Here is a 26,123-nt window from a genome sequence, read left to right on the forward strand (position 1 = left end):
CCGGTCACAAATAAACTGTAAGGTGGATAAGCGTAAGCGTTATCCACCCTGCATAAAAAACCCCGCATCATCAGCGGGGTTTGTTGTTTATCTCATCACGCGGTCATCCACGTAGTTACGCTTGTCTGGCGCTGGCGGGAAGTACTGGTACAGCCATGTTTCACTGATAGCATCCCCCTGACAGCGCAGGAACATGCGCATATCTACCGGCGCGGTAGAGTCATCCGTTGGGTACCAGTCGAACAGGATGCGGTAGCCGTCGAACGGCTCCACGTAGAGGATTTCTACCTGCTTCGCTTCACCGTTAGACAGCGTGATCACCGGCTCGATGCCCTTCGGCGCAGCGGCTTTCAGATCGCCCCCTACAAAGTCGATAGCGAAACGGCGGGACCATTTATCCGGGAAGTGTTCCCCTGGCGCCCAGCCTTCCGGGAAGCTGCCCATACCGGTACGGGTCGCGTAAACGCGCGCCAGCTCGGTGGTGACCGGCGGCAGGCCGCTCCAGTAAAGACGGTATTTAAATTCTAGCTCATCTCCGGCCTTCACGGGTTTTTCCGGCTGCCAGAAGCAGACGATGTTATCCAGCGTTTCGCCGGTCGTTGGGATCTCCATCAGGCAGACGCTGCCCTTGCCCCATTTATTTCGCGGTTCCACCCACAGGCTTGGACGCTTGTTATACCAGCCCATAATGTCCTGATAGCTGGCGAAGTCATGGTCCAGCTGCAGCAGCCCGAAGCCCTTCGGGTTTTTATCCTGGTAGGCATTAAACTGCAGCTTCTGCGGATTATTCAGCGGGCGGGCAATCCATTCGCCGTTGCCAAGCCACATCGCAAGGCGATCGGAGTCATGGATCTGCGGGTGGATAGTGTCACACGTGCGGCGTTCGTTGGTGCCGCAGGCAAACATGCTGGTCATCGGCGCGATGCCCAGCTGTTTGATATCTTCACGGGCGTAAAGGTGATTATCCACTTCCATCACCACGCGTTTCTCTTCGCAATTAATGATGAATTTATAGGCTCCGGTAACGCTTTTGCTGTCCATCAGCGCGTAAACCACGAAAGTGGTGTCGCTGGCCTTCGGCGTTTCAAACCAGAACGAGGTGAAGTCCGGGAACTCTTCCAGCTGGTCGGTGAAGGTATTTACCGCCAGGCCGCGCGCGGACAGGCCGTACTGGAAGGTGTTGTCAACGGCGCGGAAGTAGCTCGCCCCCAGGAAAGAGACCACGTCACGGCGGGCAATTTCTGGCGCTTTAAAAGCTTTGAACCCGGCGAAGCCGAGATCCATCTGCCCTTCCAGCTGCTTAGTGTCAACACCCGCGTCGTTGTAATTAAACAGCTGCGGACGGAAGTGAATTTCACGAGCCTGCTGCGTAGAAGAATCTACAGAAAACATGCGCACGCGACGCTTAAAGCCCATGCCGACGTGGAAGAACTGTACGTCCAGCTGGCGGTTATCCGTGCGGTTCCATAGCGAATGGCCTGCATCATACTGAATGGCGTTGTAAGCCTGCGGCGTCAGATTCGCCAGCGTGTCCGGTAACGGGCGCGGAGCACCGCCCCAGGGCTTTTTCGACAGGTCATGGGCCATTGCCTGCAGCACCGAGAAGTCAAACGCGGTGGTGCGTCCATCTGCGATGTCAGATTCCGCGGCGAAAACAGCGCGGGGGAAAAGTGAGGCAAGGGTCGGGGCGCCGCAGGCTGCGGCGAGAGCCATAGAGGCTTTGATAAAACGTCTGCGGTTCATGCCTGAGAAATCGTCCTTTTATGTCGATGTATTTCGCTCTGCCCGTGAGGCAGAACTACGGCAAATGTTGCAACCATTACGACCGCACACTCTAGACAAAATTCACTGTTAATCCAATCGTTGTCGTCCAGGATTCCCCTTAGGGACACAGTTTTTATAATAGAAGCAGAAAGGGATGAAAAAGAAGCAGCAGAAAAGAGGCTTCGAAGGGTGAAGCCTGCTGGCATTCACCCTGTGAAAGAAAGGAATTACTTCACGCTGACGTCGATACCCGGGAAGTATTTCTTCGCAAGCGTGGTTACCGTGCCGTTGGCTTTTACTTTTTCGATTGCGGCATCCAGCTGCTTCTTAGTTTCAGCATCGCCCTTACGCAGGCCGAAACCGATGCCGCTGCCCAGAATAGTGTCGTCGCTCACCGGCTTGCCGATAAAGCCAAAGCCTTTGCCCTGCGGCTTGCTGAGAAAACCGGCCTGGCCCGCGGCGGACATGACCAGCGACGCATCAATTCGCCCGTTGAGCAAGTCGCCCCACGCCATATTCTGGTCTTTATAGGAAACAACGGTCACGCCCTGCTTCTCCCAGTGCTCTTTCGCATAGGTTTCCTGAATAGAACCCTGCAGCACGCCGATTGTTTTTCCCTTCAGGCCCGCTGGCGTTGCTTCAATTGCGCTGCCGGTTTTACCCACCAGCTGGGAAGGAATGCGGTAGATTGGCTGGGTGAAGTCGATGCTTTTGCGGCGCTGTTCGGTGATGTTCATCGCCGAGTTGATGGCGTCGAACTTCTTCGACATCAGTCCCGGGATCAGCGCATCGAACGACGTTTCTACCCACGAACACTTCAGGTTCGCTGCTTTACAGACGGCGTTACCCAGATCGATATCAAACCCTTCCAGCTCGCCCGAAGAGTTACGGCTCTCAAAAGGGGGATATTCAGCTTCTACCCCGTAGCGCATTTCGGCAGCGGCCAGCGTAGAAAAAGTAGTTAACATCCCAACGGCTAAACCAAGCGCATGTAATTTTTTCATTGTGACCCCTGTTTAACGTGGCTTTAGCTGGCACAGCGCCTGCGCGCCTGCCCGTAAAGTGGCTTCATCTTTGGCGAATGACAGCCGTATGAGTTTATTGTCCGTGCCGTCGGCGTAAAACGCGGAGAGCGGTATCGTCGCCACGCCGTGTTCGGTAATTAAACGCTTCACCATGTCGCTGTCTGACTCGTCGCTGAAATGTTCGTAGCTCGCCAGCAGGAAGAACGATCCCGCGCTCGGCAGCAGCTTAAACGACGATCCGGCTAGCAACGTCTGCATTAAGTCGCGCTTGCGCTGGTAAAACGCCGCCAGCGAAAGATAGGTTTGCGGGTCCGCCATGTAGTCGGCAAAGGCGTATTGCATCGGGGTATCGGCGGAGAACATCAAAAACTGATGCACTTTGCAGATTTCGTCCATCAGCGCCGCAGGCGCCAGGCAGTACCCCACGCGCCAGCCGGTGACGTGGAAAGTCTTACCGAAAGACGAGACGATGACGCTGCGTTCCGCAAGCTGCGGATGCGTTGCCATACCGTGATGCCGCTTACCATCAAACACAATGTGTTCATACACTTCGTCAGACAGCACAACAATATCCGTGTTGAGGGTTACCGCTGCAAGCATTTCCAGATCGTGCGCGCTGAACACCTGCCCGCTCGGGTTGTGAGGCGTGTTGATGATAATCATGCGGGTACGAGACGTGATTGCGGCCTGCACTTCGTCCCAGTTGACGGTGAAATCAGGCAGCGCCAGCTTCAGCGCCACGGGTTTCGCGCCCTGTAAGCGAACGATGGGTGCATAGCTGTCGAACGACGGTTCAAAATAGATGACTTCGTCGCCCGGGTGCACCAGCCCGCTGATGGCGGAATACAACCCTTCACTGGCGCTGGCGGCGATCAGAATTTCATCGTTCACGTCATAACGCGCGCCGTAGAGCGTTTCTACCTTCTGGGCGATAAGCGTTTTCAGCGGCAACAGGCCCGTCATCGACGCGTACTGGTTGTGATTATCCAGCATGGCTTTGGTAACGCCGTCGACCAGCTTGCGGTCCGGGGCAAAGTTTGGCGCACCCTGGGAAAGGTTAATAGCGTTGTGCTGCGCGGAAAGCTGGCCGATAACGGTAAATATGGTGGTGCCCACGTCAGGCAATTTTGAACGATGTTGTACGGGGGTCTGCATGGTAAGGGCCGCTCCTGTCATGACTCGATTTGCATAACTATTCAATGGCGAGCTTGTCACGACAACCGAATTGTTGTCATAATAGCCATGCAAAAATTGCATGGCTCAACGGAGACTGGCATGGCCCGGCACAACGTTCCTCTGAATACGATTGATGCTTTTCTGGTCACGGCGCGGCACCTGAATCTTACCCGCGCGGCGAAAGAGCTCTGCCTTACCCAGGGCGCAGTCAGCCGTAAAATTGCCACGCTTGAAGAGTGGCTGGGTTTTACCGTGTTTGAACGCCATGCGCGCGGCCTGCACCTTACGCCTCAGGGCAGCGCTCTGCTTCCCGACCTTCAGGCCGCCTTTGAGAATCTGCTGGAGGTTGCCGATCGCGTCAGCCACAAGCCAGGCGTTATCCGTCTGAAAGCGCCGACCTGCGCCATGCGCTGGCTGGTGCCGAAAATAATCGAGCTGGAACAAAGCGCGCCTGAATTTCAGATTGCCCTGACCACCACGGTTGAGCACGGGGTCAATTTCAAAAACGAACCCTACGATGCGGCGATAGTTTTTGGCCCGCATGCCAGAGCGGGCAGGCTGTTATTCGAAGAGACACTCACCCCGGTTATCAGCCAGAGCTTGTTAAACAAAGTGGAGTTTACGCAGGACGCCCTGCAACGCTTTACGTTTTTGCACCCTACCCGCGACCGCACCGACTGGACGCTGTGGTTTGCGGACTCCCCCGCAGGCAGGACTCCCATGAGTAAAAATCAGCATTTCGATACCATGGATCTTGCCATCAGCGCCGCCATTCAGGGGTTTGGTATCGCCATTGCCGACGAAACGCTGGTGGCGGAAGATTTACGCATGGGTCGCCTGGTGCGGCCGTTCAGCCATAGCGTTAAGACTGGAGCCAGCTACCGTCTTTGCGTGCGTCCGGAAAACGAAAACACCCCCGGGCTGGCGGCGTTTTGCGAGAGCCTGCTTAATCTAAGCTGACGTGGTGTTTCATGACTCGTTTAAATAACTGCAGGCGGGTGCGCATAAACCGGTTGCTAATTTTAAACCCTGCGAGCTTATCCACGCCCAGCATCATTGTTCTGTCCCGGCCGCGAAGACAGGCTGGCCAGCGCAGAATACCGTCCAGGGAGTCACTTTGCGGCGTGACGCTGCGGGCAAATTCAGCCCAGTAATCGCAGATCCTTGCCGAGAAGGATAAATCATTTTCCGTCACATAATTGCATGCGGGCGGCGTGAGATGCAGGGTATCGAACACGTACGGCACTTCGTTACCGTGCCAGGTACCGTTAGCGTATGTCTCCCGTTCCGCCTCAGCGACGTAGTCAAAGTAATAGCGCCAGCAGGGCTGGCCGATACGCTGTTGGGCCTGCATCACTACAAAGCCCATGGTAGTAAATGCCATGTCCCTGCACACCTGCCGACCAAGCTCTACGTCGCCTTTTACCCCCGGATAAAGCAGTTTAATCAGCCCCAGGCCAAAACGTTTCTCGCGGCGCAGCAGATCGATTTGCCCGGCAAGGTCGATGCCGAAATAGCTCAGCACGCTGGCCTCGTCGCTGTTGCTGCCAATCATCACCGGCAACGGATGCTGCCTGCCGGCGAAGAACGTGTCCAGCATTGGCTCTGGCAACACGCGGTCGCCGCAAATGGGGGCCGGGCCAATATTCAGCGGCGCTTCCAGCGGCCAGAATGCCTCTGCGGGCAGCGCCCGCAGCTGCTCGGCGGTAGCGTTTTCAAGCCCGAAATGGCGCCCCAGCGCGATCCCCTTTTTTAGCGCCTTGTTGCGGTCCACGTCTGGCAGGGTATAGGCGCTTTGCACGATAGCCTTGTGAAACAGTCCGGCGGCAAGCGGCGAAGCCAGTAACGACAGTACGCTGCGGCCCCCGGCCGATTCGCCAAACAGCGTCACGTTATCGGCATCCCCTCCGAAGGCGGAGATGTTTTCCTGCACCCAGCGCAGCGCGGCTATCTGATCCATCAACGCGAAGTTATAGAGTGGCCCGTCGGGATCTTCCCCTTCCAGCGAAGGATGGGCTAAAAAACCGAGATGGCCGAGACGGTAATTTATGGAGACGAGGATGACGCCGCGCGATGCAAACCCGTCGCCGTCGTAGGGAGTCAAGCCGCCTGCGCCGATGGTATAACCTCCGCCGTGCAGCCAGACCATGACGGGTAATTTATTTCCCGCACAATCAGCAGGCTTCCAGATGTTCAGGTACAGGCAATCTTCAGAGAACTGACCCGGATCGCCCCCGCCGACGGCCTTGCAGTATTCGAGGCTTTGCCAGCAGGCAGGTGAAAACTGACCTGCGTCTCTTACGCCGTCCCATGCCTCTGGAGGATATGGCGCGCGCCAGCGGCGCTCACCGACGGGCGGTGCGGCGAAGGGGATGCCGCGAAAAACGGCAATATCCCCTTCCAGGGTTCCGGCAAGCTTGCCCTGCGCTGTCTCTGCCAGAGCTTCTCCGCTGCGGGCTTCAGGCTTTTCCATCTGCTGTTCCTTGTTAACGACACCCGAGCAGAGTAACGCGTTTAGAGCAGACCGCAACGCCGTTTACTGCGATCCTCCGCCTGCTGATAGAGTTCAAACTCATTGGCCACCGATGCGCCAAGCGCCTGTTCGAACGCCTCGCGGCTTGCCTGACCGTGGCTGCGGGCACCGTTTTCACCGCCGAGATTCGACTGGAAGATGCCCGCGGCGCTGACCGGCAAAAAGTCTTCGTAGGTAATAGGCTGGGCCACCAGCCAGCCGCGTTCAATCAGCAGCTGCGGATCGTCGCCGGGCCTGATGCTCTGGCGATGCATCTCTCCCGCGGGCGTTAACCGATAGCGGAAATAGGCCAGCGCCTGGCGGCGCAGGAGCGCATCGCTGTCCGGGAGGCGGCTGAACACCTCCTGTAAATGGTGCTGGTGGCTGAGGTTATCTTTGCCGTTGCCTGCGGCAAGCAGCAGCTCGTCATAAAGCGCGCGTCCCTTTGGCGTCAGCGCCACGCCGCGCTGTTCTATCTCCCCGAAGCGGGCGGTATGGGTACCGTGATGTTCCCCGGCAAACAGGATCGGCTCTTCAAGCGCTTTAAAGCTGGTCTGGCGCAGCAGGATGGGGAATTCACGGCGCGGTGGCCCTTCGATGATCGCTTTCGGCGAAATACCATATTCCGGCATCAAAGCCTGAACCCGGTCGATATCCAGCGTTCTTGGGGTGAGATGGTTGATATGGCAGCCCCGGAAACAGACGACGTCCGCAATCAGCCGGTGCTGATCGTGGAGCGCCTGATACGTCTGTGCGTCCACCGTCGCGTGGCTGTGCCAGCGGAAGGTTTCCAGCGCCTCGCGCACAAACTCGTCGGCCTGAGCTTCGCTCAGCCCGCCCTGCTTATCAAAGATATCGAGCAGCGCCCGGCAGCGCGGGGTAAAGATATCGCGTTTTGCGAGAATGGCCGCAGCCTTCTTCCGCAGCGCTTCGTTCTCGATCAGCTCCAGGCGCAGCAGCGAGGTAAATACACGGAACGGGTTGCAGGCAAGCGCCGTGTCGTCAACCGGGCGAAACGCGGTGGAATGCACCGGTACGCCAGCCTGCGACAGATCGTAATAGCCAACCGGCTGCATCCCCATGACGGCAAATAAGCGCCGTAAGGTCGCCAGCTCCTCCGCTTTTCCCACGCGAATAGCGCCGTGGCGCTCCACGTTCAGCCTCGCCAGCTCATCCGCATTCTCCAGCTGCTGGTGAAGCTGCGGGTCATTTTCCAGTACCGCCAGATTCACATCGGCGACAAGGTCTAACAGCGTGCCGTACTGCGGCACCTCTTGCTGGTACATCGCCGACATTGCGTGCGAAAATTTTTCCCGAATCTCATCAGCCGTGATGTTGTTCGCCATGATGTCGTGTCTCCAGTGGATATTGCTGAAAGAGTAGAGTCTGGGCGGCAAGTCAGGGCGAAGAATTTGCGTTTTGTGATCTGCTTTACAGCGCTGAGTATTTGGTAATGGTAACGGAATATTTCATAACCTGGGGTGATGTAAATGAGGCCATAAATTCACTTTAATTTAACATTTCATTAACTGAGACTGGCGCAGGCAAAGACGATAACCATAACGACCTTACTTACCCTACACCTGGAGCCAGCTATGTCCCGACTGTGGCAACCCCGCGAGCTTGTGCATCGCGACTATGATTCACATCCCCCGGCCTTCGCGCCGGGCTATAAAACCAGCGTGCTGCGTTCACCCCGCAACGCGCTCATCTCCCTGCAAAACTCGCTATCAGAAATTACCGGTCCGGTGTTCGGCGAGAAAGATCTAGGGCCGCTGGATAACGACCTTATTATGAATTACGCCAAAGACGGACTCCCGATTGGCGAGCGTATTATCGTACATGGCTACGTGCGCGACGGCTTTGGCCGCCCGATGAAAAACACCCTGGTGGAGGTCTGGCAGGCCAACGCTGGCGGTCGCTATCGCCACAAAAAAGACAAGTATCTCGCGCCCGTCGATCCAAATTTTGGCGGTTGCGGGCGCGTACTGACCGATGAGAATGGCTATTATTTTTTCAGAACGATTAAGCCCGGTCCGTATCCGTGGCGTAACCAGGCCAGCGACTGGCGGCCCTCGCATATCCACTTCTCGCTTTCCGGCGAGTCCTTTGGCCAGCGGCTGATCACCCAGATGTATTTCGAAGGCGATCCGCTGATCAAGCAGTGCCCGATTGTCAAAACCATCAATAACGACGATGCGATCCGCACGCTGATTGCCGAGCTGGATACCCATGCCGCCGTGCCGCTGGACAGCCTGGCGTACCGTTTCGATCTGGTTCTGCGCGGCCATCGCGCCACGCTGTTTGAAAACCGTACCCAGGGAGCCGCACGATGAAAGATTATTTAAGAGAAACCGCCTCGCAGACGGCTGGTCCATACGTCCATATTGGCCTCGCCCCGAACGCTGCCGGGTTCAATATCTTCGAGACAAACTTTAGCCATATCCTGACGAACGCCCACACCGAAGGTGAGCGGATCGTAGTTGAAGGCCGGGTGTTTGACGGCTCGGGCACACCGGTGCGTGACGTGCTGCTTGAGCTGTGGCAGGCAAACGCCGCCGGGCGCTATAACCACCCTGCTGACCAGCAGCAGGAGAAAAACATCGATGAGGATTTTCGCGGCTGGGGGCGTACCTGCTCTGACTTTGACAGCGGCGTCTGGCGCTTCGAGACCATCAAACCCGGCCCGGTAACAGGACGAGACGGCTGGATGATGGCCCCGCATCTGAACCTGTGGATTGTCGCTCGCGGCATCAATATCGGCCTGAATACCCGGATGTATTTTTCCGATGAACAGGCTGCAAACGCCGAGGATCCGGTGCTCAACCTGATCGAATGGGAAGTGCGTCGTAATACATTGACTGGCAAACGTGAAAAGCGCGGCAACGAGGTGGTTTACACGTTTGATATCTATCTTCAGGGTGAAAACGAGACGGTATTTTTTGACCTCTGATGGCCGGGGCGGATGTCACCTGCTCACCTCCGCCCGGAAATTCGGTTAATGTTATGCAAATGATTAAAATGTTAATGTTATTTTGCTGGTAGGTTAACATAATCAAACAACATACCTTGTCACCTCGGCCCGTCTGTTTTTAACATCGCCTATGGAAAAAAATGGTCTTTTTAGTCAGCGCATTCGCTTGCGCCATCTCCACACCTTCGTGGCCGTCGCTCAACAGGGAACGCTGGGGCGCGCGGCCGAAACGCTTAATCTGAGCCAGCCTGCCCTGTCAAAAACGCTCAACGAGCTGGAGCAACTCACCGGCACCCGCCTGTTCGACCGTGGCCGCCTCGGCGCGCAGCTGACGCTGGTTGGCGAACAGTTCCTCACCCATGCGGTAAAAGTACTCGATGCGCTGAACCATGCGGGCCAGTCCCTTAATCGCAAAGACGGGCAAACCTCGAGCACTGTCAGAATTGGCGCTCTGCCTACCGCCGCGCTGGGCATACTGCCCATGGTTATCGGCCAGTTTCACAAGCAGCAAAGCGACGTGACGCTACAGGTCGGCACCATGAACAACACCATGCTGCTGGCGGGCCTTAAATCGGGCGAGCTGGATCTGGGGATTGGGCGGATGTCTGACCCGGAGCTGATGACAGGGCTGAATTATGAGCTGCTGTTCCTGGAGTCGCTGAAGCTGGTGGTTCGACCGGAACATCCCCTTTTACAGGAAAACATTACCTTAAGCCGTGTTATGGAATGGCCGGTTGTTGTCTCCCCGAAGGGAACAATACCGCGCCAGAATGCCGAAACGCTGCTGGCAAGCCAGAACTGCAAGCTTCCGGCAACCTGCATAGAAACGCTCTCTGCGTCGCTTTCTCGCCAGCTTACCGTAGACTACAACTACGTCTGGTTTGTGCCGTCAGGGGCGGTGAAAGAGGATTTACGTCAGGGCACGCTGACGGCGCTGCCGGTGGCTACCCAGGGGGCCGGTGAACCTATCGGCATTCTGACCCGGGTGGACACTACGCTATCGCCCGCCGCCATGATCCTGCTGGCTTCAATACGTAAGTCGATGCCGGGCTAAGGCCTTCAAAAAATGCCGGTGGATAAACGGTGCGTTTATCCACCGGCATTGGTCAAAAGACGCTTCTTTCGATTGGACTTTACTTACAGGCGTCCAGCTCGTCAAAAACCTGCTGAGCAAGATGCAGGGTGGCGTTAGCGGCGGGCAACCCGCAGTAGAGCGCAGAATGCATGATCAGTTCTTTTATCTCGTCTTTTGTCACGCCGTTATTAAACGCCGCCCGCAGATGCATTTTCAGCTCTGCTTCACGGTTTAGCGCAATCAGCATCGCGATGGTGATCATGCTGCGCGTGTGGCGCTCAAGTCCAGGACGCGTCCAGATATCGCCCCAGGCGTAGCGGGTGATGAAATTCTGAAATTCATCGTTCAGCGGCGTGATTTGCGTCAGCGTGCGGTCAACGTGGGCGTCACCCAGCACCGCGCGACGGACCTCCATTCCCTGCTGGTAGCGATCTTCATCCTTCATTATCTGGCCTCCTGCTGTTTGATGAACTTCACCAGCGCATCGGTGAAGGGCTGCGCTGCTTCAATGCTGGCCAGGTGCGATGCGGCCACGCTCACCAGCTGTGAACCAGGGATCTGGGCCTGCATAAATTCGCTGTCCGCAAGCGTGGTAACCGGATCCTCCTGCCCTGCTATCAGCAGAACCGGGAGCGTTATCGCGCCAATTTCCGCCCGCAAGTCTGCAGCGGCCAGCGCTTCACAGCAGGCGGCATACCCTTCGGCATCCGTGGCAGAAAGCCCTGCTACCAGCTCTTCCACCTGAGCTTTGTTCTCCTTAACGAACTTGGTGGTAAACCAGCGCGCGGCGGCGCTTTCGGCAACGTCATCCATTCCGTCACTTCTCACCGACCGCGCGCGGCTGAGCCAGCCGGGCTGATCGCCAATTTTAGCGGCGCTGTTCGACACTGTGACCGACAAAAAACGCTCTGGGGCAAAGCGGGCCAGCCAGAGCCCGGTCAGGCCGCCCATTGAAATACCGCAGAAATGCGCCTGTTTAACCCCCGCGTCATCCATCACGCTTATGACGTCTTCGGCCAGCTGTGGCAGGCTCGTTTTGTCATTTTTGCTGGTCAGGCCGTGTCCGTGCGTGTCGTAGCGCAGCACCCGGAAATGCTCCAGCAGCGCGGCCATCTGCGGCTGCCACATTGCAAGCGTCGTCCCCAGCGAGTTCGACAGGACGATAACCGGCGCATCGCTGCGCCCTTCAAGCTGATAATGGTTTGTCATGAATGCTCCTGTTGCTGCCCGGCACGCGCCAGCACCTGGCGGATGAAGTGTTCCGCGCAGCCGGTGGCGTGTTCAGGTTCGAGCAGATGGTTAATTTGCTGTCCGGTGAGATGCGGGGTGACTTCTGGATGCTGTGCCAGCAATGTCGCCAGCGGAAGATGTTCATCCAACGCGCGGTAGCAGAGCTGTTCCACAAGATGATGCGCGGGCTGCTTGCCAATGTGTTTTGCCAGCGCGAGCGTGACGGATTCCGCCATAATCAGGCCGTGGGTGATATCCAGATTTGCGCGCATTTTCGCAGGATTCACCTGCATGCCGTTCAGCAGATCCAGAGACGTTTGCATTATGCCGCCCGAGAGCATCACCAGCTCGGGCAGCGTCTCCCATTCTGCCTGCCAGCCGCCGAGCGCGCGCTCATGCTGCTGGATCTGACTGGCATACAGCGTCGCCATCAGCCCAGGGATACGGGTAACGGCGTTAAGCACGGCGGCACAGCTAACCGGGTTGCGCTTGTGCGGCATAGTTGACGATCCGCCGCGCCCTTCGGCTACCGGTTCGCCCACTTCCGCAACCTCGGTTTGCATCAATAATGCGAAATCATTGGCAAATTTGCCCAGCGTGCTGCTTACCCCTGCGAACCAGGCCGCAATTTCAAGAAAACGATCGCGCTGGGTGTGCCAGGGAGTATCCGCCTGGGCAAGGTTAAGCTCCCGCGCCAGGGCTTCGGTTACTTCCTTACCCTGATCTTTTAAAGATGCCAGCGTTCCCGCCGCGCCGCCCAGCTGAAGCACCAGCGCGCGTGGTTTCAGCTGCTGCAATCGCTCCTGCCAGCGTAATAGCGCATCGAGCGTTCCCGCCAGCTTCAGCCCAAAGGTGATGGGCAAAGCATGCTGCATCCAGGTGCGCCCTGGCATCACGCTGTGCTGGTGGCGTTGGATCTGCGCAACAAGCGAATCGATGAGTTTTGTCAGCAGGGTTTCGGAGACCTCTATCGCCTCCCGGATTTGCAGCACCATGCCGGTATCGATAGCGTCCTGGCTGGTGGCTCCCCAGTGAACGTAGCGGGCAGCCTGCTCCTGCTGTTTTTTCACATTGGCAGTCAGTTGCTTAACCAGCGGTATAGCCAGGTTTCCCGCACCGGCGGCAGACTGCGCCAGCGCTTCGGCATCAAACTTTGCGGCCCGGCATTCGCCAGCGATGATGTCCACCGCCGACGTCGGTATCACGCCGCACGTCGCCTGCGCCGCAGCCAGCGCGGCCTCAAAATCCAGCATCCCCTGTAACGTGCGCGCATCGCAGAAAATGTGCGTTAGCGCCGAGCCCCGTAACAGCGGGTTATACAATCCCATGCCTGCTCCTTAAACGCGTTCAATAATCAGTGCAATCCCCTGACCAACGCCGATACACATCGTGCACAACCCGTAGCGACCGCCGGTGCGTTTTAACTGGTACGCCGCCGCCATTGCCAGACGGCCGCCGGAAGCGCCCAGCGGATGACCTAGCGCGATGGCACCGCCGTTTGGATTAACATGCTCCGCGTCATCCGGCAGCCCCAAATCCCGCATAACCGCCAGCGCCTGGGCGGCGAAAGCCTCATTCAATTCAATCACATCCATCTGGCCGAGCGTTAGCCCCGTCTGCGCCAGCACTTTGCGAACGGCCGGTGCCGGGCCGAAGCCCATAATACGAGGCGCGACGCCTGCGGTTGCCACGCCGACAACCCTCGCCAGCGGCTGTAGGCCGTTAGCGTTCAGGGCCTGCTCGCTGGCCAGCAGCAGCGCGCAGGCTCCGTCGTTTACGCCCGAAGCGTTACCCGCGGTTACGGTACCGTCAGCGCTCACAACTCCTTTCAGTTTAGCCAGTGCTTCACGCGAAGTGGATCGCGGATGTTCATCACGGTCGAACAGCAGCGCGTCGCCTTTGCGCTGCGGAACGAAAACCGGAATAAGCTCATCGGCAAAGACGCCCGTCTCCTGGGCGCGGGCGGTGCGAAGCTGGCTGCGAAGCGCGAAGGCGTCCTGATCTTCACGATTGATTCTGAAATCGGTCGCCACGTTTTCGGCCGTTTCCGGCATTGAATCCACGCCGTACTGTGCTTTCATCAGCGGGTTGATAAAGCGCCAGCCGATGGTGGTATCTTCCATTTTCATGCTGCGGCTGAACGCGCTGTCTGATTTGCCCATCACGAACGGCGCCCGGGACATGCTTTCCACGCCGCCAGCAATCATCAGCTGCGTTTCACCGCTTTTTATTGCTCGCGCCGCCACGCCAATCGTATCCAGGCTTGAGCCGCAAAGCCGGTTGAGGGTGCTGCCCGATACGCTTTCCGGCAGGCCTGCCAGCAGCAGCGCCATACGCGCCACGTTGCGGTTGTCTTCCCCCGCCTGGTTCGCGCAGCCGTAAATCACGTCGTCGACAAGCGACCAGTCGAGAGTTGGATGGCGCGCCATCAGCGCTTTCAACGGCAGTGCGGCGAGATCGTCAGCGCGCAAAGATGAGAGGGAGCCGCCGTAGCGGCCAAACGGCGTGCGTACTGCGTCACAAATAAATGCCTGATTCATCATAGTTCCTTACGCGCTTTCTGCCAGCTGCTGGAAGCCCAGCCTGACCGGTGTGAGACGCTGTAGCTCTTCGAAAGAGAGGCCGTTAAAGATCTCCCGGACGACCGGGCCACCGTCGGTGATATCAATCACCGCAAGATCGGTATAAATGCGGCTGACGCAGCCTACGCCCGTAAGCGGATAGGTGCAGGTTTCAACGAGCTTGCACTCGCCGTATCGGGTCAGATGATCCATCATGACGAAGACCTGCCGTGCGCCAATCGCCAGATCCATAGCGCCGCCTACGGCAGGAATGGCGTCCGGTGCGCCGGTGCTCCAGTTAGCCAGATCGCCCTGCGCAGAGACCTGGTAAGCGCCGAGTACGCAAATATCAAGATGGCCACCGCGCATCATGGCAAACGAGTCGCCGTGATGGAAATAGCAGCCGCCCGTCAGCAGCGTGACATATTCTTTGCCAGCGTTAATAAGCTCTGGGTCTTCTTCACCTGGTGCTGGTTTCGGCCCCATGCCCAGCAGCCCGTTTTCACTATGCAGAAAGATTTCTTTGTCCGCAGGCAGATAGTTCGCGATGCGGGTCGGCAGGCCAATGCCAAGGTTGACGTACGCTCCCTCTGGGATATCGCGCGCCACGCGCTGGGCCATTTCGTCACGAGTCAGTTTTTTCATCGGTTTTTTCCTTATGCGCTGCGGGCTGCGTTCGACAGGGTTTCCAGTGAGACAACGCGCTGGACGAAAATCCCCGGCGTCACCACGTTTTCCGGGTCGAGCTCGCCCAGGACAACCAGACGGCTGACCTCAGCAATGGTGACCGCTGCCGCCGTCGCCATAATCGGCCCGAAATTGCGTGCGGCTTTGCGATACACAAGATTGCCCCAGCGGTCACCTTCATGAGCTTTGATCAGCGCGAAATCTGCCTTCAGTGGATATTCCAGAACGTAATGACGGCCGTCTATTTCGCGGGTTTCTTTCCCTTCTGCGAGCGGCGTTCCAAATCCGGTCGGGGTAAAAACCGCCCCAAGGCCTGAGCCTGCCGCCTGGATTCGGGCCGCCAGATTGCCCTGTGGCACCAGCTCCAGCTCAACTTTGCCACGGCGGTAGAGGTCGTCGAAAATCTGGGAATCGACCTGGCGTGGGAAGGAGCAGATCATTTTGCGAACCCGCCCGGCTTTAAGCAGCGCCGCGAGCCCGACTTCACCGTTGCCCGCGTTGTTGTTGATGATGGTGAGGTCACGGGCACCCTGCGCTATCAGCGCATCAATCAGGGCCGTTGGCTGGCCCGCGCTGCCGAAGCCGCCAATCATGATGGTTGCCCCGTCCTCGATCCCGGCTACGGCATCGCTCGGCGAAGCCACGCTTTTATTAATCATCACATGCTCCTTAAGGTGCGCTATTCGCACAGATTTGCGTTGTTCGCACAAAATGTGACGCGCTTAACGAAGCTGGTCAAGTTCGATAATCGAAATATGGTGCGATTATCGAACATCCTGTATGTTTGTTTTTAGAGTGTGATCGATGGCGATATTTCGGGAGAAAAAATGGAAAACCAACGGCAGGACTTACCGGCAGGCGATGGCGACCCGTTCAAGGGCGATCCTAATTTTATGGCAACGCTTGCCCGAGGGCTGGAAGTGATTCAGTCGTTTACCCCCCAGCGCCGCCTGCTTTCAATTTCGCAGATTAGCCAGAAAACGGGCATCCCCCGGGCCGCCGTTCGCCGCTGCCTGTATACGCTGGGCAAGCTCGGCTTTGTCTACGCAGAAGACGGCAAAAACTTTCAGCTGCGCCCGCGGATCCTCTCGCTGGGCCATGCTTATCTGGCCTCCACGCCGCTGGCGAAATCCACCCAGCCGGTGCTTAAACACCTGAGCGAAATGCTCAACGAGTCCTGCTCGATTGCCACCCTGGACGGGGACGACATTTTGTATATCGCCCGCGCCTCCAGCTCGCGCATCATGACAATCGATCTGGATATCGGCAGCCGCCTGCCGGCCTGGTCCACATCAATGGGCCGCGTGCTGCTGAGCTATCTGCCCGAAGAGCAGCTGACGGATTTCCTGGGGCGGATCACGATGATTCGCTACACGCCGCAAACGGTAGAGTCCGTGGCGAAACTGCGCGAGGAGCTGAAACGGGTGCATCAGCAGGGCTATGCCCTGAACGACCAGGAGCTGGAGATGGGGCTGCGTTCGATTGCCGTGCCGCTGGTCAATCCGGAAGGAGTTGTCGTCGCCGCCCTGAACGTGGGCGTTCATGCGGGACAGGTGTCGGCAGATGAGCTGCGCAGCCGGGTGCTGCCCAAACTGCAGGAGGCCGCGCAGGAGTTGTCTTTGCTGCTGAAATAGCAGGTCAGCGGCTGCGTTTGGCGTGGCGTTCCCAGTTGTCGAGCTTTGCCTGAGCGGATTTTTTCAGCGCCACGTAACACGCGCCGCTGCCGCCGTGATGCGGCATCGCGCAGCAAAACGCCTGCACTTCTTCAAACTCCGTCAGCCAGCGGGCAAGGTAGCTGCGAATGATGTTGGCATGCGATCGGTCTTCACGACCCTTGCCATGCACAATCAGCAGGTTACGCAGTCCGTCCTGCTTTGCCTGCTGGAGATAAGCAAACAGCAGCTGACGGCACTGTTCAACGGGCTGGCGCAGGAGGTTAAGGCTGGCCTCCTGGCTGTATTTCCCAAGGCGGAGCTTATCCAGCACGCCGGTTTGCAGCCCTTCGCGTTTGAATTCAAGCGGCGTCGCAAGGGGAACCACTTCCAGAAAGCCTGTGGTCAGAAAATTATCCAGCTGAAGGGTGTCGATTTTCTGAGGGGCTTTCTCTTTAACCGGTTTGAGCCACTGGCTGCTGGCGCAGTTCTTCAGCGGTTTGACATCCTCCATGGCGTCCAGAAACAGCGATTTGTCGTCAAGGTTCATGAGCAATCCTCCGGTACCGGCAATCGGGGTACTATAACCGCAGCAATTTCCTTCCTCAACGGCTTCAACGAGCCGCTCAGGCCACGCCCCGCCAGCATTACTCTAAGGTATTATCATTTATGACAATCTTTTGGGTAGCTGGCTGCGGCTTCTTATGGCGTGGTATCTTATCGACCAGCCGCCTGGCCGGGAATTCACCCGAGCCTGAAATGTCAGGGAGCGCATGATGCTGATACTGCTGGAAGACAAAATCACTACCCCGCTTGGGCCGCTTTGGATCCTGTGTGATGAACAGTTCCGTCTGCGGGCCGTTGAGTGGGAGGAATACAGCGACCGCATGGTGCAGCTGCTGGGTGTTCACTATCGCGTCGAAGGTTATCAGCGCGTCAGCAGCACCAATCCGGGCGGCCTGAGCGACAGACTGCATGATTATTTTGATGGCGATCTGGGCGTGATAGAAACTCTGCCTACGGCAACGGCGGGCACCGAGTTTCAGCGTGAGGTCTGGAAGACGCTGCGTACCATTCCCTGTGGTCAGGTGATGCATTATGGCCAGCTTGCGGAACAGCTTGGGCGTGCAGGGGCGGCCCGCGCGGTGGGCGCTGCTAATGGTTCTAACCCGGTGAGTATTGTTGTTCCCTGCCACAGGGTAATTGGTCGTAATGGCACGATGACAGGCTACGCGGGCGGCGTATCCCGCAAAGAATGGCTTCTGCGCCACGAAGGCTACCTTCTGCTTTAGCCCTCGGACGGCTCAAACAGACTGAACGGGCGAAAAATGCGCTGACCTCCCCCCATCAATCTTTTGGAGTTTCTTGATTTTCAATAAGATGGGGCTGAATAATTCGCAGAATATATCATTAATTTCTGAATGGAGATTCTCCATACTTACGTGCCCGGCAAAAAGATGTTAAAATTGACCAATATCAATTACTGCCCGAGCATATCTATGATCCCTGAAAAGCGAATTATCCGACGCATTCAGTCTGGCGGTTGTGCTATCCATTGCCAGGATTGCAGCATCAGTCAATTGTGCATCCCTTTTACGCTCAATGAGCATGAGCTGGATCAGCTTGATAATATCATCGAGCGCAAAAAACCTATCCAGAAGGGTCAGACCCTGTTTAAAGCGGGTGATGAACTGAAATCGCTGTACGCTATCCGTTCAGGGACCATCAAAAGTTATACCATCACCGAACAGGGTGACGAGCAGATCACTGGCTTCCATCTGGCGGGCGACCTGGTTGGCTTCGATGCTATCGGCACGGCGCTCCACCCTAGCTTTGCGCAGGCCCTTGAGACCTCTATGGTTTGTGAAATTCCTTTCGAGACGCTGGATGATTTATCCGGGAAGATGCCTAATCTGCGCCAGCAGATGATGCGTCTGATGAGCGGCGAGATCAAAGGCGATCAGGACATGATCCTGCTGCTTTCTAAAAAGAATGCGGAAGAGCGTCTGGCGGCATTTATCTACAATCTGTCACGTCGTTTCGCGCAGCGCGGCTTCTCTCCTCGCGAATTCCGCCTGACGATGACCCGTGGTGATATCGGTAACTATCTGGGTCTGACCGTTGAAACCATCAGCCGTCTGCTGGGGCGTTTCCAGAAGAGCGGTATGCTGGCGGTAAAAGGCAAATACATCACCATCGAAAATTCCGAACTGCTCTCGCAACTCGCAGGACAGTCACGCAGCGTTGCCTGATTTCTCCTTACCCGTGCCGGATCGCTTTTTTCTATGTTTTTGATCCGGCAACGGCTTCCCACCTGTTTCATTCCCCTCTTATGGGTTAATCTTACTTAACAGACTGTGGTTGAGCAGTTGTAAGGAGACCCTGTATGGCAAAGTATCAAAACATGCTAGTCGCGATCGATCCTAACCAGGACGATCAGCCTGCCTTGCGGCGTGCGGTTTATCTGCACCAACGGATTGGCGGCAGAATCAAAGCATTCTTGCCGATCTACGATTTTTCCTACGAGATGACCACCCTCTTATCCCCCGACGAGCGCACGGCCATGCGCAAAGGCGTTATCAGCCAACGCGCGGCCTGGATCAAAGAACAGGCGCAGTATTACATCGAGGCCGGCATCCCCATTGAAATCAAAGTGGTGTGGCACAACCGTCCTTTTGAAGCCATTATTCAGGAAATCATCAGCGGCGGCCACGACCTGCTGCTGAAAATGACCCACCAGCACGACAAGCTCGAAGCCGTGATTTTCACCCCCACCGACTGGCACCTGCTGCGTAAATGCCCGTGCCCTGTGTGGATGGTAAACGACAGGCCATGGCCTGAAGGCGGCAAGGCGCTGGTAGCCGTAAACCTTGCGAGCGAAGAGCAGTACCACAACGCGCTGAACGAAAAGCTGGTTAAAGAGACCATTCGGCTGGCGGAAGATGTTAACCACACGGAAGTTCACCTGGTGGGCGCGTATCCGGTCACCCCTATTAATATCGCCATCGAGCTGCCTGATTTTGACCCGAGCGTCTATAACGATGCGATACGCGGTCAGCATCTTGTTGCCATGAAGGCCATCCGCCAGCAGTTTGGCATCGATGAAAAAATGACCCACGTCGAGAAGGGCCTGCCGGAAGAGGTCATCCCCGATCTTGCCGAACACCTGCAGGCAGGGATTGTGGTGCTGGGCACCGTAGGTCGTACGGGGCTTTCTGCCGCGTTCCTTGGTAACACGGCTGAACAGGTTATCGATCATCTACGCTGCGATTTGCTGGTCATTAAACCGGACTCGTTCCAGACGCCGGTTGAGCTGGACGACGACGAAGACGATTAACTGCTGATGCTAATAAAAGGCCGCCCGTGCAGAACATGGGCGGCCTTTTGTCCATAAAAAAACCGCCCCGAAAGGCGGTCTTATTAATCGTCTCGCAACTCAGAGCGATTTCAGAATCGCTTCAACGCTCGCCTTGGCATCGCCAAACAACATCTGCGTGTTGTCCTTAAAGAACAGCGGGTTCTGAACGCCAGCGTAGCCAGTGTTCATTGAACGCTTGAAGACAATGACATTCTGCGCTTTCCATACTTCCAACACTGGCATACCGGCGATTGGGCTGCGCGGATCTTCCTGCGCCGCCGGGTTAACCGTATCGTTGGCACCGATCACCAGCACGGTGTCGGTATCAGTGAAATCATCGTTGATTTCATCCATTTCCAGCACCACGTCATATGGCACGCGCGCTTCAGCCAGCAGGACGTTCATGTGGCCCGGTAAACGCCCCGCCACAGGGTGAATGCCAAAGCGTACTTTAATGCCGCGAGCACGAAGCTTTTCGGTGATTTCTGCCACCGGATACTGAGCCTGTGCAACCGCCATGCCGTATCCCGGAGTGATGATCACCGAGCTGGAGTTCTTCAGCATCTCTGCTGTTTCTTCCGCCGTGATTTCACGGTGTTCACCCGCTTCTTCATCGTCACCAGTAGAAGAACCGTCCGTACCGAAGCCACCCGCAATCACGCTGATGAAAGAACGGTTCATCGCTTTACACATGATGTAAGACAGAATCGCACCAGAAGAACCTACCAGCGCACCCGTTACGATCAGCAGGTCGTTGCTGAGCATAAAGCCCGCAGCCGCTGCGGCCCAGCCAGAGTAGGAATTCAGCATGGAAACCACAACCGGCATATCCGCACCGCCGATCGAGGCCACCAGATGCCAGCCAATCACCAGCGCAATGATAGTCATCAGCAGTAGCGCCAGAACCTGCAAGCCCACGTTTTCGGTGCGCACAAACACGATCAATAGCGCAAACGAAATGACGATTGCCGCCAGATTTAGCTTGTGGCGGTTTGGCAGCATCAACGGTTTAGAGGAGATTTTACCGCGCAGCTTGCCGAACGCCACGATAGAACCCGTAAAGGTTACCGCGCCAATGAAGATGCCGAGGAACACCTCGGTTAAATGGATGTTTTCCATCACCGGCTCAAGACCAGGCGCATGGTCCAGGTAGCTGTTGAAGCCAACCAGAACGGCCGCCAGGCCAACGAAGCTGTGCAGGATCGCCACCAGCTCTGGCATTTCAGTCATTTCGACTTTCTTCGCCAGATGGATGCCAATAGCGCCACCGATAACCATCGCAACGATAATCCACACTACGTTGCCCGTTTCCGGTCCGAAGATGGTTGCCACCAGCGCGATGGCCATACCGGCCATGCCAAACAGGTTGCCCTGCTTAGAGGTCTCGTGCTTTGAAAGCCCTGCAAGGCTGAAAATAAACAGGATCGCGGCAACAATGTATGCAGCTGTAACTAATCCACCAGACATTTGTTACCCCTTAGTTCTTCCGGAACATTTTCAGCATGCGCTGAGTGACGGTGAAACCACCGAAAATATTAATACTGGCAATCAGCACGGCGATAAAGCTCAGGAAACTGACCCAGCCACCGTGACCTATCTGTAACAGAGCGCCAACGACGATAATTCCTGAAATGGCGTTGGTTACCGACATTAACGGCGTATGCAGCGCGTGAGAGACGTTCCAGACCACGTAGTAACCTACCACGCACGCCAGAGCGAAGACGGTAAAGTGCCCCAGGAACTCTTTCGGCGCTACGTCGGCAAGCCAGCCGAAGAGAATAATAGCCAGCGCCATAAATGCATATTTACGCCATGGTGAGGCCGGTTTTTTCTCTTCAACGGGAGCGGCAACTTTTGGCTGCGCGGCCTGAGGCTGGGCAGAAACCTGTATTGGTGGAGCAGGCCAGGTGACTTCACCTTCGCGAATTACCGTTACGCCACGGATCACCACGTCTTCGAAATCGACGTTAATGTTGCCGTCTTTTTCTTTGGCCAGCAGCTTAAGGAGGTTGACGAGGTTGGTGCCATAGAGTTGCGAGGACTGCGTCGGCAGACGACCTGGCAGATCCGTGTAGCCAATAACGCGCACGCCGTTTGGCGTAACGGTGATTTTGTCTGCCACGGTGTATTCGCAGTTACCGCCATTCTGGGCGGCCAGATCGACAATCACGCTTCCCGGCTGCATGGAGTCAACCATTTCGCGGGTGATAAGTTTTGGTGCAGGTTTGCCCGGGATCAGCGCCGTGGTGACGATGATATCGACCTCTTTTGCCTGGGCGGCAAACAGCGCCATTTCCGCTTCAATGAACGCGGCGGACATGACTTTAGCGTAGCCATCGCCGCTACCAGCTTCTTCTTTGAAGTCGAGCTCGAGGAATTCTGCGCCCATACTTTGAACCTGCTCTTTTACTTCAGGGCGGGTGTCAAAAGCACGAACGATAGCGCCGAGGCTGTTAGCTGCGCCGATGGCCGCCAGGCCCGCAACGCCAGCACCGATAACCATCACTTTTGCCGGTGGTACTTTACCTGCGGCGGTGATCTGCCCGGTAAAGAAGCGGCCAAATTCATGGGCAGCCTCAACAATAGCGCGATAGCCGGCAATGTTTGCCATGGAACTCAGGGCATCAAGAGACTGGGCGCGTGAAATACGCGGCACAGAGTCCATTGCCATCACGGTTACATTACGCGCCGCCAGTTTTTCCAGCAGCTCCGCATTTTGCGCAGGCCAGATAAAGCTGACCAGCGTTGAACCCTCACGCATCAGCGCAATTTCGCTGTCCTGCGGAGCATTCACTTTTAGAATAATATCTGATTGCCAGACGTCCGCCGTGTCAGTAACGGTGGCACCTGCCAGCTGAAATGCTTCGTCGTCGAAGCTCGCCAGTTTCCCTGCGCCACTTTCAATGGCGACAGTGAACCCAAGTTTCAGCAGCTGCTCCACGGTCTTCGGTGTGGCAGCCACGCGGGATTCACCGGCCCACCGCTCTTTTGGTACACCAATACGCATAGTATTCCCTTCCATCTGTTTTTTATGATGGTTTGTCAGATGCTACCGCAGCACACGTATCTCGTTGCTCCTGAAGTCTGACCAACGCAATTTCCGTTACCGCTTCAACAAAAATACATCTGTAACAAACTTTTTATAACCTACTGAAAATAACGCCAGTGATCCACATCATGATTGTAAGATTTGTATCTTTACCGCAAAACCTCAGGATTAATGCCTCAAGACAGCCCCTTTGAACTAAATTTCTTTCACAATGCCCGATATTACGCTCAAGCAAAGCCGCAAAGCAGGCATCTACACGCGTCTAACAGCATGATTTAACATTGTATTAACCAGATGGGTGCTAAGATTTATCGCTTTTAATAGTCAACGAGGCAGTACGCTCATCTATAAATTTTGGTTATGAAAATTAACTGCCAGGACAAACACTTCTTTTAAAAATGGCGCAGACAGTAGCGCTATTTCAGTGCGATAATCTGTAGCTTACAGATACTTTCAGAGAATGCGGTTAAGTATTCATTTTTGCGCAAGGCGAAGGATTATTTTATGAAGCTCAAGAACACCCTTCTGGCGTCAGCACTCATCTCCCTGACAACCCTGTCCGTGCAGGCGGCCCAGGAGCTGACACCAGAGAAAGCGGCCTCTCTTAAACCTTTTGATCGCATCGTCGTAACGGGTCGTTTTAATACGATCAGCGATGCGGCCAAAGCCGTTTCTCGCCGTGCAGACAATGCAGGCGCCGCTTCATTCTACATTCAGGATCTCAACGACACCGGCAACAGCGGCAACTGGCGCGTCGTGGCGGATGTATTCCACGCAGATGCCCCTAAAGCGGACGTCGAAGGCAACCGCGTGATTAACGGCGTGATGGAACTGCCAAAGGAGCAGGCCTACCTGCTGGAGCCATTCGATACCGTGACGGTTCAGGGCTTTTACCGCAGCCAGCCGGAAGTGAACGACGTCATCACCAAAGCGGCCAAGGCCAAAGGTGCAGCCTCTTTCTTCATTGTGCGTCAGGTCGATGCTAACCAGGGCGGCAACCAGCGTATTACCGCATTTATTTATAAAGCCGATGCTAAAAAACGTGTTGTGCAAAGTGCGGATGCTATTCCTGCCGATTCGCAAGCAGGCAAGGCAGCACTTGCCGCGGGCGGCGTAGAAGCGGCTAAAGTTGAAATTCCGGGCGTAGCAACCTCTTCATCTCCTTCAACTGACGTTGGTCGTTTCTTCGAAACCCAGTCGTCTAAAGGCGGACGTTACACCGTAACGCTTCCGGACGGAACTAAAGTTGAAGAGGTGAATAAAATCACCGCCGCTCAGATGGTGCCCTTCGACAACATTCAGTTTACCGGCCACTTTAACGGCATGACCGACATGTCCTATCAGGTGGCGAAACGTGCCGCCAAAAAAGGGGCGAAGTATTATCACGTAACGCGCCAGTGGCAGGAGCGTGGCGGCAATATGACCGTCAGTGCAGACCTCTTCAAATAAGAATATTTTTCCTTCAGGGCAGCTACGGCTGCCCTTTTTTATGTCCTCTTTTTACCCGATTAGTCCAAATTATGGCGCATGTTATTGCAAGCAGAGTTCACTCTCCGTAAAATCCCGCGCCTTAGTGTGATCCTCCATTTTTATGCGCAAAAGCATAATAATTATTCTGGGTCCTTCCTTACACTTACAGGACACCTATGGAAAAGAAACTTGGCCTTGCCGCTTTAACCGCCCTGGTGCTTAGCTCGATGCTCGGCGCCGGGGTGTTTAGCCTGCCGCAAAATATGGCGGCCGTTGCCAGCCCCGCGGCACTGCTTATCGGCTGGGCGATTACCGGAGCGGGTATCCTCCTGCTGGCGCTGGCGATGCTGGTTCTGACCCGTCTGCGTCCCGAGCTGGACGGCGGCATTTTTACCTATGCCCGGGAAGGCTTCGGTGAGCTTATCGGCTTTTTCTCTGCGTGGGGCTACTGGCTCTGCGCGGTAATAGCCAATGTCTCCTACCTGGTGATCGTATTTTCCGCTTTGAGTTTCTTTACCGATACCCCTGCGCTTCGTATCTTTGGCGACGGTAACACTTGGCAAGCGATAGTCGGCGCTTCGGTTCTGCTGTGGATGGTCCACTGGCTGGTACTGCGCGGCGTGCAGACCGCGGCGAGTATTAATCTGGTCGCGACGCTCGCCAAGCTTCTCCCGCTGGGTATGTTTGTTATTCTGGCCGCGATGGCATTTCAGCTGCGAACCTTCAGCCTCGACTTTAGCGGACTAGAATTAGGCGTACCGGTGTGGGAGCAGGTTAAGAACACCATGCTGATCACATTATGGGTATTCATCGGCGTAGAGGGCGCGGTGGTCGTTTCTGCCCGCGCCCGCAATAAAAAGGACGTTGGGCGCGCAACGCTGCTGGCAGTGATAGCAGCGCTCGGCGTGTATCTGCTTGTGACCTTACTTTCTCTGGGCGTGGTGGCTCGACCTGAACTGGCGACAATGCGCAATCCCTCCATGGCTGGCATCATGGTCGACATGATGGGCCCATGGGGTGAAGTTATTATTGCTGCCGGACTGATTGTTTCGGTTTGTGGTGCTTACTTAAGCTGGACGATTATGGCCGCCGAAGTTCCTTTGCTGGCCGCAACCCATAAAGCATTTCCGAAGGTCTTTGCTCGTCAGAACAAAAACAACGCCCCTTCTGCCTCCCTGTGGCTGACTAACATCAGCGTTCAGGTCTGCCTGGTGCTGATCTGGCTTACCGGCTCTGATTACAACACGCTGCTGACGATTGCCTCCGAGATGATCCTCGTCCCCTATTTCCTGGTGGGTGCTTTTTTACTGAAGGTTGCAACTCGTCCGCTACATAAAGCTATTGGCCTTGGCGCGTGTATTTATGGGTTATGGTTACTTTACGCGTCTGGCCCGATGCACCTACTGCTCTCGGTGGTATTGTATGCGCCTGGATTACTGGTCTTTATCTATGCCCGCAGCACACACACCCATGAGGGCGCGCTAAAAATGAAGGAAAAAGCGATTATCGGCATGATGCTGGTGGCTGCTTTCCCCGCAACATGGATACTGGTCAGATAACATCTTTCTGCCGCGAGTCACGAGGAACCAT

The 26,123-nt window shown here is 56.1% G+C and carries 24 protein-coding genes; 10 read left to right on the forward strand and 14 right to left on the reverse strand.

Going from position 1 to position 26,123, the window contains the following annotated elements; genetic code table 11:
* Positions 1–87: 87 nt before the first annotated feature.
* From ACA108_11630 to ACA108_11640, 3 genes are all read right to left on the reverse strand, one after another.
* The gene (locus tag ACA108_11630; GenBank protein ID XEX94071.1) at positions 88–1,743 is read right to left on the reverse strand and encodes a glucan biosynthesis protein; all 1,656 of its coding nucleotides are present in this window, start codon (positions 1,741–1,743) and stop codon (positions 88–90) included.
* A 248-nt stretch (positions 1,744–1,991) separates the two neighbouring features.
* Complete coding sequence (locus tag ACA108_11635) at positions 1,992–2,768, reverse strand: ABC transporter substrate-binding protein (protein XEX94072.1); 777 nt, start codon at positions 2,766–2,768, stop codon at positions 1,992–1,994.
* Positions 2,769–2,780: 12 nt separating this feature from the next.
* Positions 2,781–3,944, reverse strand: coding sequence for a pyridoxal phosphate-dependent aminotransferase (locus ACA108_11640; GenBank protein ID XEX94073.1), 1,164 nt, complete (start codon positions 3,942–3,944; stop codon positions 2,781–2,783).
* Between the two features lie 120 nt (positions 3,945–4,064).
* On the opposite strand from ACA108_11640, the gene ACA108_11645 reads away from it, so the two are divergent.
* Positions 4,065–4,925: a LysR substrate-binding domain-containing protein gene (locus ACA108_11645; GenBank protein XEX94074.1), complete on the forward strand. Its 861-nt coding sequence runs from the start codon at positions 4,065–4,067 to the stop codon at positions 4,923–4,925.
* Here the strand turns inward: ACA108_11645 and ACA108_11650 are convergent.
* A complete protein-coding gene (locus ACA108_11650; GenBank protein XEX94075.1) occupies positions 4,912–6,438 on the reverse strand; it encodes a carboxylesterase/lipase family protein in 1,527 nt (508 codons plus the stop codon). The two genes, ACA108_11645 and ACA108_11650, sit on opposite strands and share 14 nt — an antisense overlap.
* Positions 6,439–6,479: 41 nt before the next feature.
* A complete protein-coding gene (locus ACA108_11655; protein ID XEX94076.1) occupies positions 6,480–7,823 on the reverse strand; it encodes a VOC family protein in 1,344 nt (447 codons plus the stop codon).
* A gap of 249 nt (positions 7,824–8,072) precedes the next feature.
* Here ACA108_11655 and pcaH point away from each other — a divergent pair, with 249 nt between their 5' ends.
* The 3 genes from pcaH (at position 8,073) to ACA108_11670 (ending at position 10,505) form a co-directional block, all read left to right on the forward strand.
* A complete protein-coding gene (pcaH, locus tag ACA108_11660) occupies positions 8,073–8,813 on the forward strand; it encodes a protocatechuate 3,4-dioxygenase subunit beta (GenBank protein XEX94077.1) in 741 nt (246 codons plus the stop codon).
* The gene (pcaG, locus tag ACA108_11665) at positions 8,810–9,430 is read left to right on the forward strand and encodes a protocatechuate 3,4-dioxygenase subunit alpha (protein ID XEX94078.1); all 621 of its coding nucleotides are present in this window, start codon (positions 8,810–8,812) and stop codon (positions 9,428–9,430) included. The genes pcaH and pcaG overlap by 4 nt, the downstream gene beginning before the upstream one ends.
* A 151-nt stretch (positions 9,431–9,581) precedes the next feature.
* A complete protein-coding gene (locus ACA108_11670; GenBank protein XEX94079.1) occupies positions 9,582–10,505 on the forward strand; it encodes a LysR substrate-binding domain-containing protein in 924 nt (307 codons plus the stop codon).
* A 79-nt stretch (positions 10,506–10,584) separates the two neighbouring features.
* On the opposite strand, the gene pcaC is transcribed toward ACA108_11670, so the two are convergent.
* From pcaC to ACA108_11700, 6 genes are read right to left on the reverse strand one after another with little or no spacing between them, the layout of a single operon-like run.
* Positions 10,585–10,971, reverse strand: a complete 387-nt coding sequence (gene pcaC / locus ACA108_11675; GenBank protein XEX94080.1) for a 4-carboxymuconolactone decarboxylase — start codon at positions 10,969–10,971, stop codon at positions 10,585–10,587.
* Positions 10,971–11,735: a 3-oxoadipate enol-lactonase gene (pcaD, locus tag ACA108_11680; GenBank protein XEX94081.1), complete on the reverse strand. Its 765-nt coding sequence runs from the start codon at positions 11,733–11,735 to the stop codon at positions 10,971–10,973. Before pcaD ends, pcaC begins: the two co-directional genes overlap by 1 nt.
* Positions 11,732–13,084 carry a 3-carboxy-cis,cis-muconate cycloisomerase gene (locus ACA108_11685; GenBank protein XEX94082.1) on the reverse strand — a complete coding sequence of 451 codons (1,353 nt, stop codon included), beginning with the start codon at positions 13,082–13,084 and terminating at the stop codon, positions 11,732–11,734. The genes pcaD and ACA108_11685 overlap by 4 nt, the downstream gene beginning before the upstream one ends.
* 9 nt (positions 13,085–13,093) lie before the next feature.
* Entirely contained in the window at positions 13,094–14,296 is a 1,203-nt protein-coding gene (gene pcaF / locus ACA108_11690; protein ID XEX98086.1) for a 3-oxoadipyl-CoA thiolase, read from the reverse strand.
* 9 nt (positions 14,297–14,305) lie between these two features.
* Entirely contained in the window at positions 14,306–14,962 is a 657-nt protein-coding gene (locus tag ACA108_11695; GenBank protein ID XEX94083.1) for a 3-oxoacid CoA-transferase subunit B, read from the reverse strand.
* A gap of 11 nt (positions 14,963–14,973) precedes the next feature.
* Entirely contained in the window at positions 14,974–15,663 is a 690-nt protein-coding gene (locus ACA108_11700; GenBank protein XEX94084.1) for a 3-oxoacid CoA-transferase subunit A, read from the reverse strand.
* A gap of 168 nt (positions 15,664–15,831) precedes the next feature.
* Between ACA108_11700 and ACA108_11705 the strand changes: the two genes are divergently transcribed.
* Positions 15,832–16,638, forward strand: coding sequence for an IclR family transcriptional regulator C-terminal domain-containing protein (locus tag ACA108_11705; protein ID XEX94085.1), 807 nt, complete (start codon positions 15,832–15,834; stop codon positions 16,636–16,638).
* Between the two features lie 4 nt (positions 16,639–16,642).
* On the opposite strand, the gene smrA is transcribed toward ACA108_11705, so the two are convergent.
* On the reverse strand, positions 16,643–17,206 hold the full coding sequence (gene smrA, locus ACA108_11710) for a DNA endonuclease SmrA (protein XEX94086.1): 564 nt from the start codon (positions 17,204–17,206) through the stop codon (positions 16,643–16,645).
* 226 nt (positions 17,207–17,432) lie between these two features.
* On the opposite strand from smrA, the gene ogt reads away from it, so the two are divergent.
* From ogt to uspE, 3 genes are all read left to right on the forward strand, one after another.
* Positions 17,433–17,948 (forward strand): methylated-DNA--[protein]-cysteine S-methyltransferase, encoded by a 516-nt coding sequence (ogt, locus tag ACA108_11715; GenBank protein XEX98087.1) that lies wholly within the window; start codon positions 17,433–17,435, stop codon positions 17,946–17,948.
* Positions 17,949–18,155: 207 nt separating this feature from the next.
* The gene (gene fnr, locus ACA108_11720) at positions 18,156–18,908 is read left to right on the forward strand and encodes a fumarate/nitrate reduction transcriptional regulator Fnr (protein XEX94087.1); all 753 of its coding nucleotides are present in this window, start codon (positions 18,156–18,158) and stop codon (positions 18,906–18,908) included.
* A 134-nt stretch (positions 18,909–19,042) separates the two neighbouring features.
* On the forward strand, positions 19,043–19,993 hold the full coding sequence (gene uspE / locus ACA108_11725) for a universal stress protein UspE (GenBank protein ID XEX94088.1): 951 nt from the start codon (positions 19,043–19,045) through the stop codon (positions 19,991–19,993).
* A gap of 99 nt (positions 19,994–20,092) precedes the next feature.
* On the opposite strand, the gene pntB is transcribed toward uspE, so the two are convergent.
* Complete coding sequence (gene pntB, locus ACA108_11730) at positions 20,093–21,481, reverse strand: Re/Si-specific NAD(P)(+) transhydrogenase subunit beta (protein ID XEX94089.1); 1,389 nt, start codon at positions 21,479–21,481, stop codon at positions 20,093–20,095.
* 10 nt (positions 21,482–21,491) lie between these two features.
* A complete protein-coding gene (pntA, locus tag ACA108_11735) occupies positions 21,492–23,021 on the reverse strand; it encodes a Re/Si-specific NAD(P)(+) transhydrogenase subunit alpha (GenBank protein ID XEX94090.1) in 1,530 nt (509 codons plus the stop codon).
* Between the two features lie 546 nt (positions 23,022–23,567).
* Here pntA and ydgH point away from each other — a divergent pair.
* Both ydgH and ACA108_11745 read left to right on the forward strand, forming a co-directional pair.
* Positions 23,568–24,512: a DUF1471 family protein YdgH gene (gene ydgH / locus ACA108_11740; protein ID XEX94091.1), complete on the forward strand. Its 945-nt coding sequence runs from the start codon at positions 23,568–23,570 to the stop codon at positions 24,510–24,512.
* Positions 24,513–24,709: 197 nt separating this feature from the next.
* Entirely contained in the window at positions 24,710–26,092 is a 1,383-nt protein-coding gene (locus tag ACA108_11745; protein XEX94092.1) for an amino acid permease, read from the forward strand.
* Positions 26,093–26,123 lie beyond the last annotated feature (31 nt).

This window comes from Dryocola sp. LX212 (assembly GCA_041504365.1).
GTDB lineage: Bacteria > Pseudomonadota > Gammaproteobacteria > Enterobacterales > Enterobacteriaceae > Dryocola.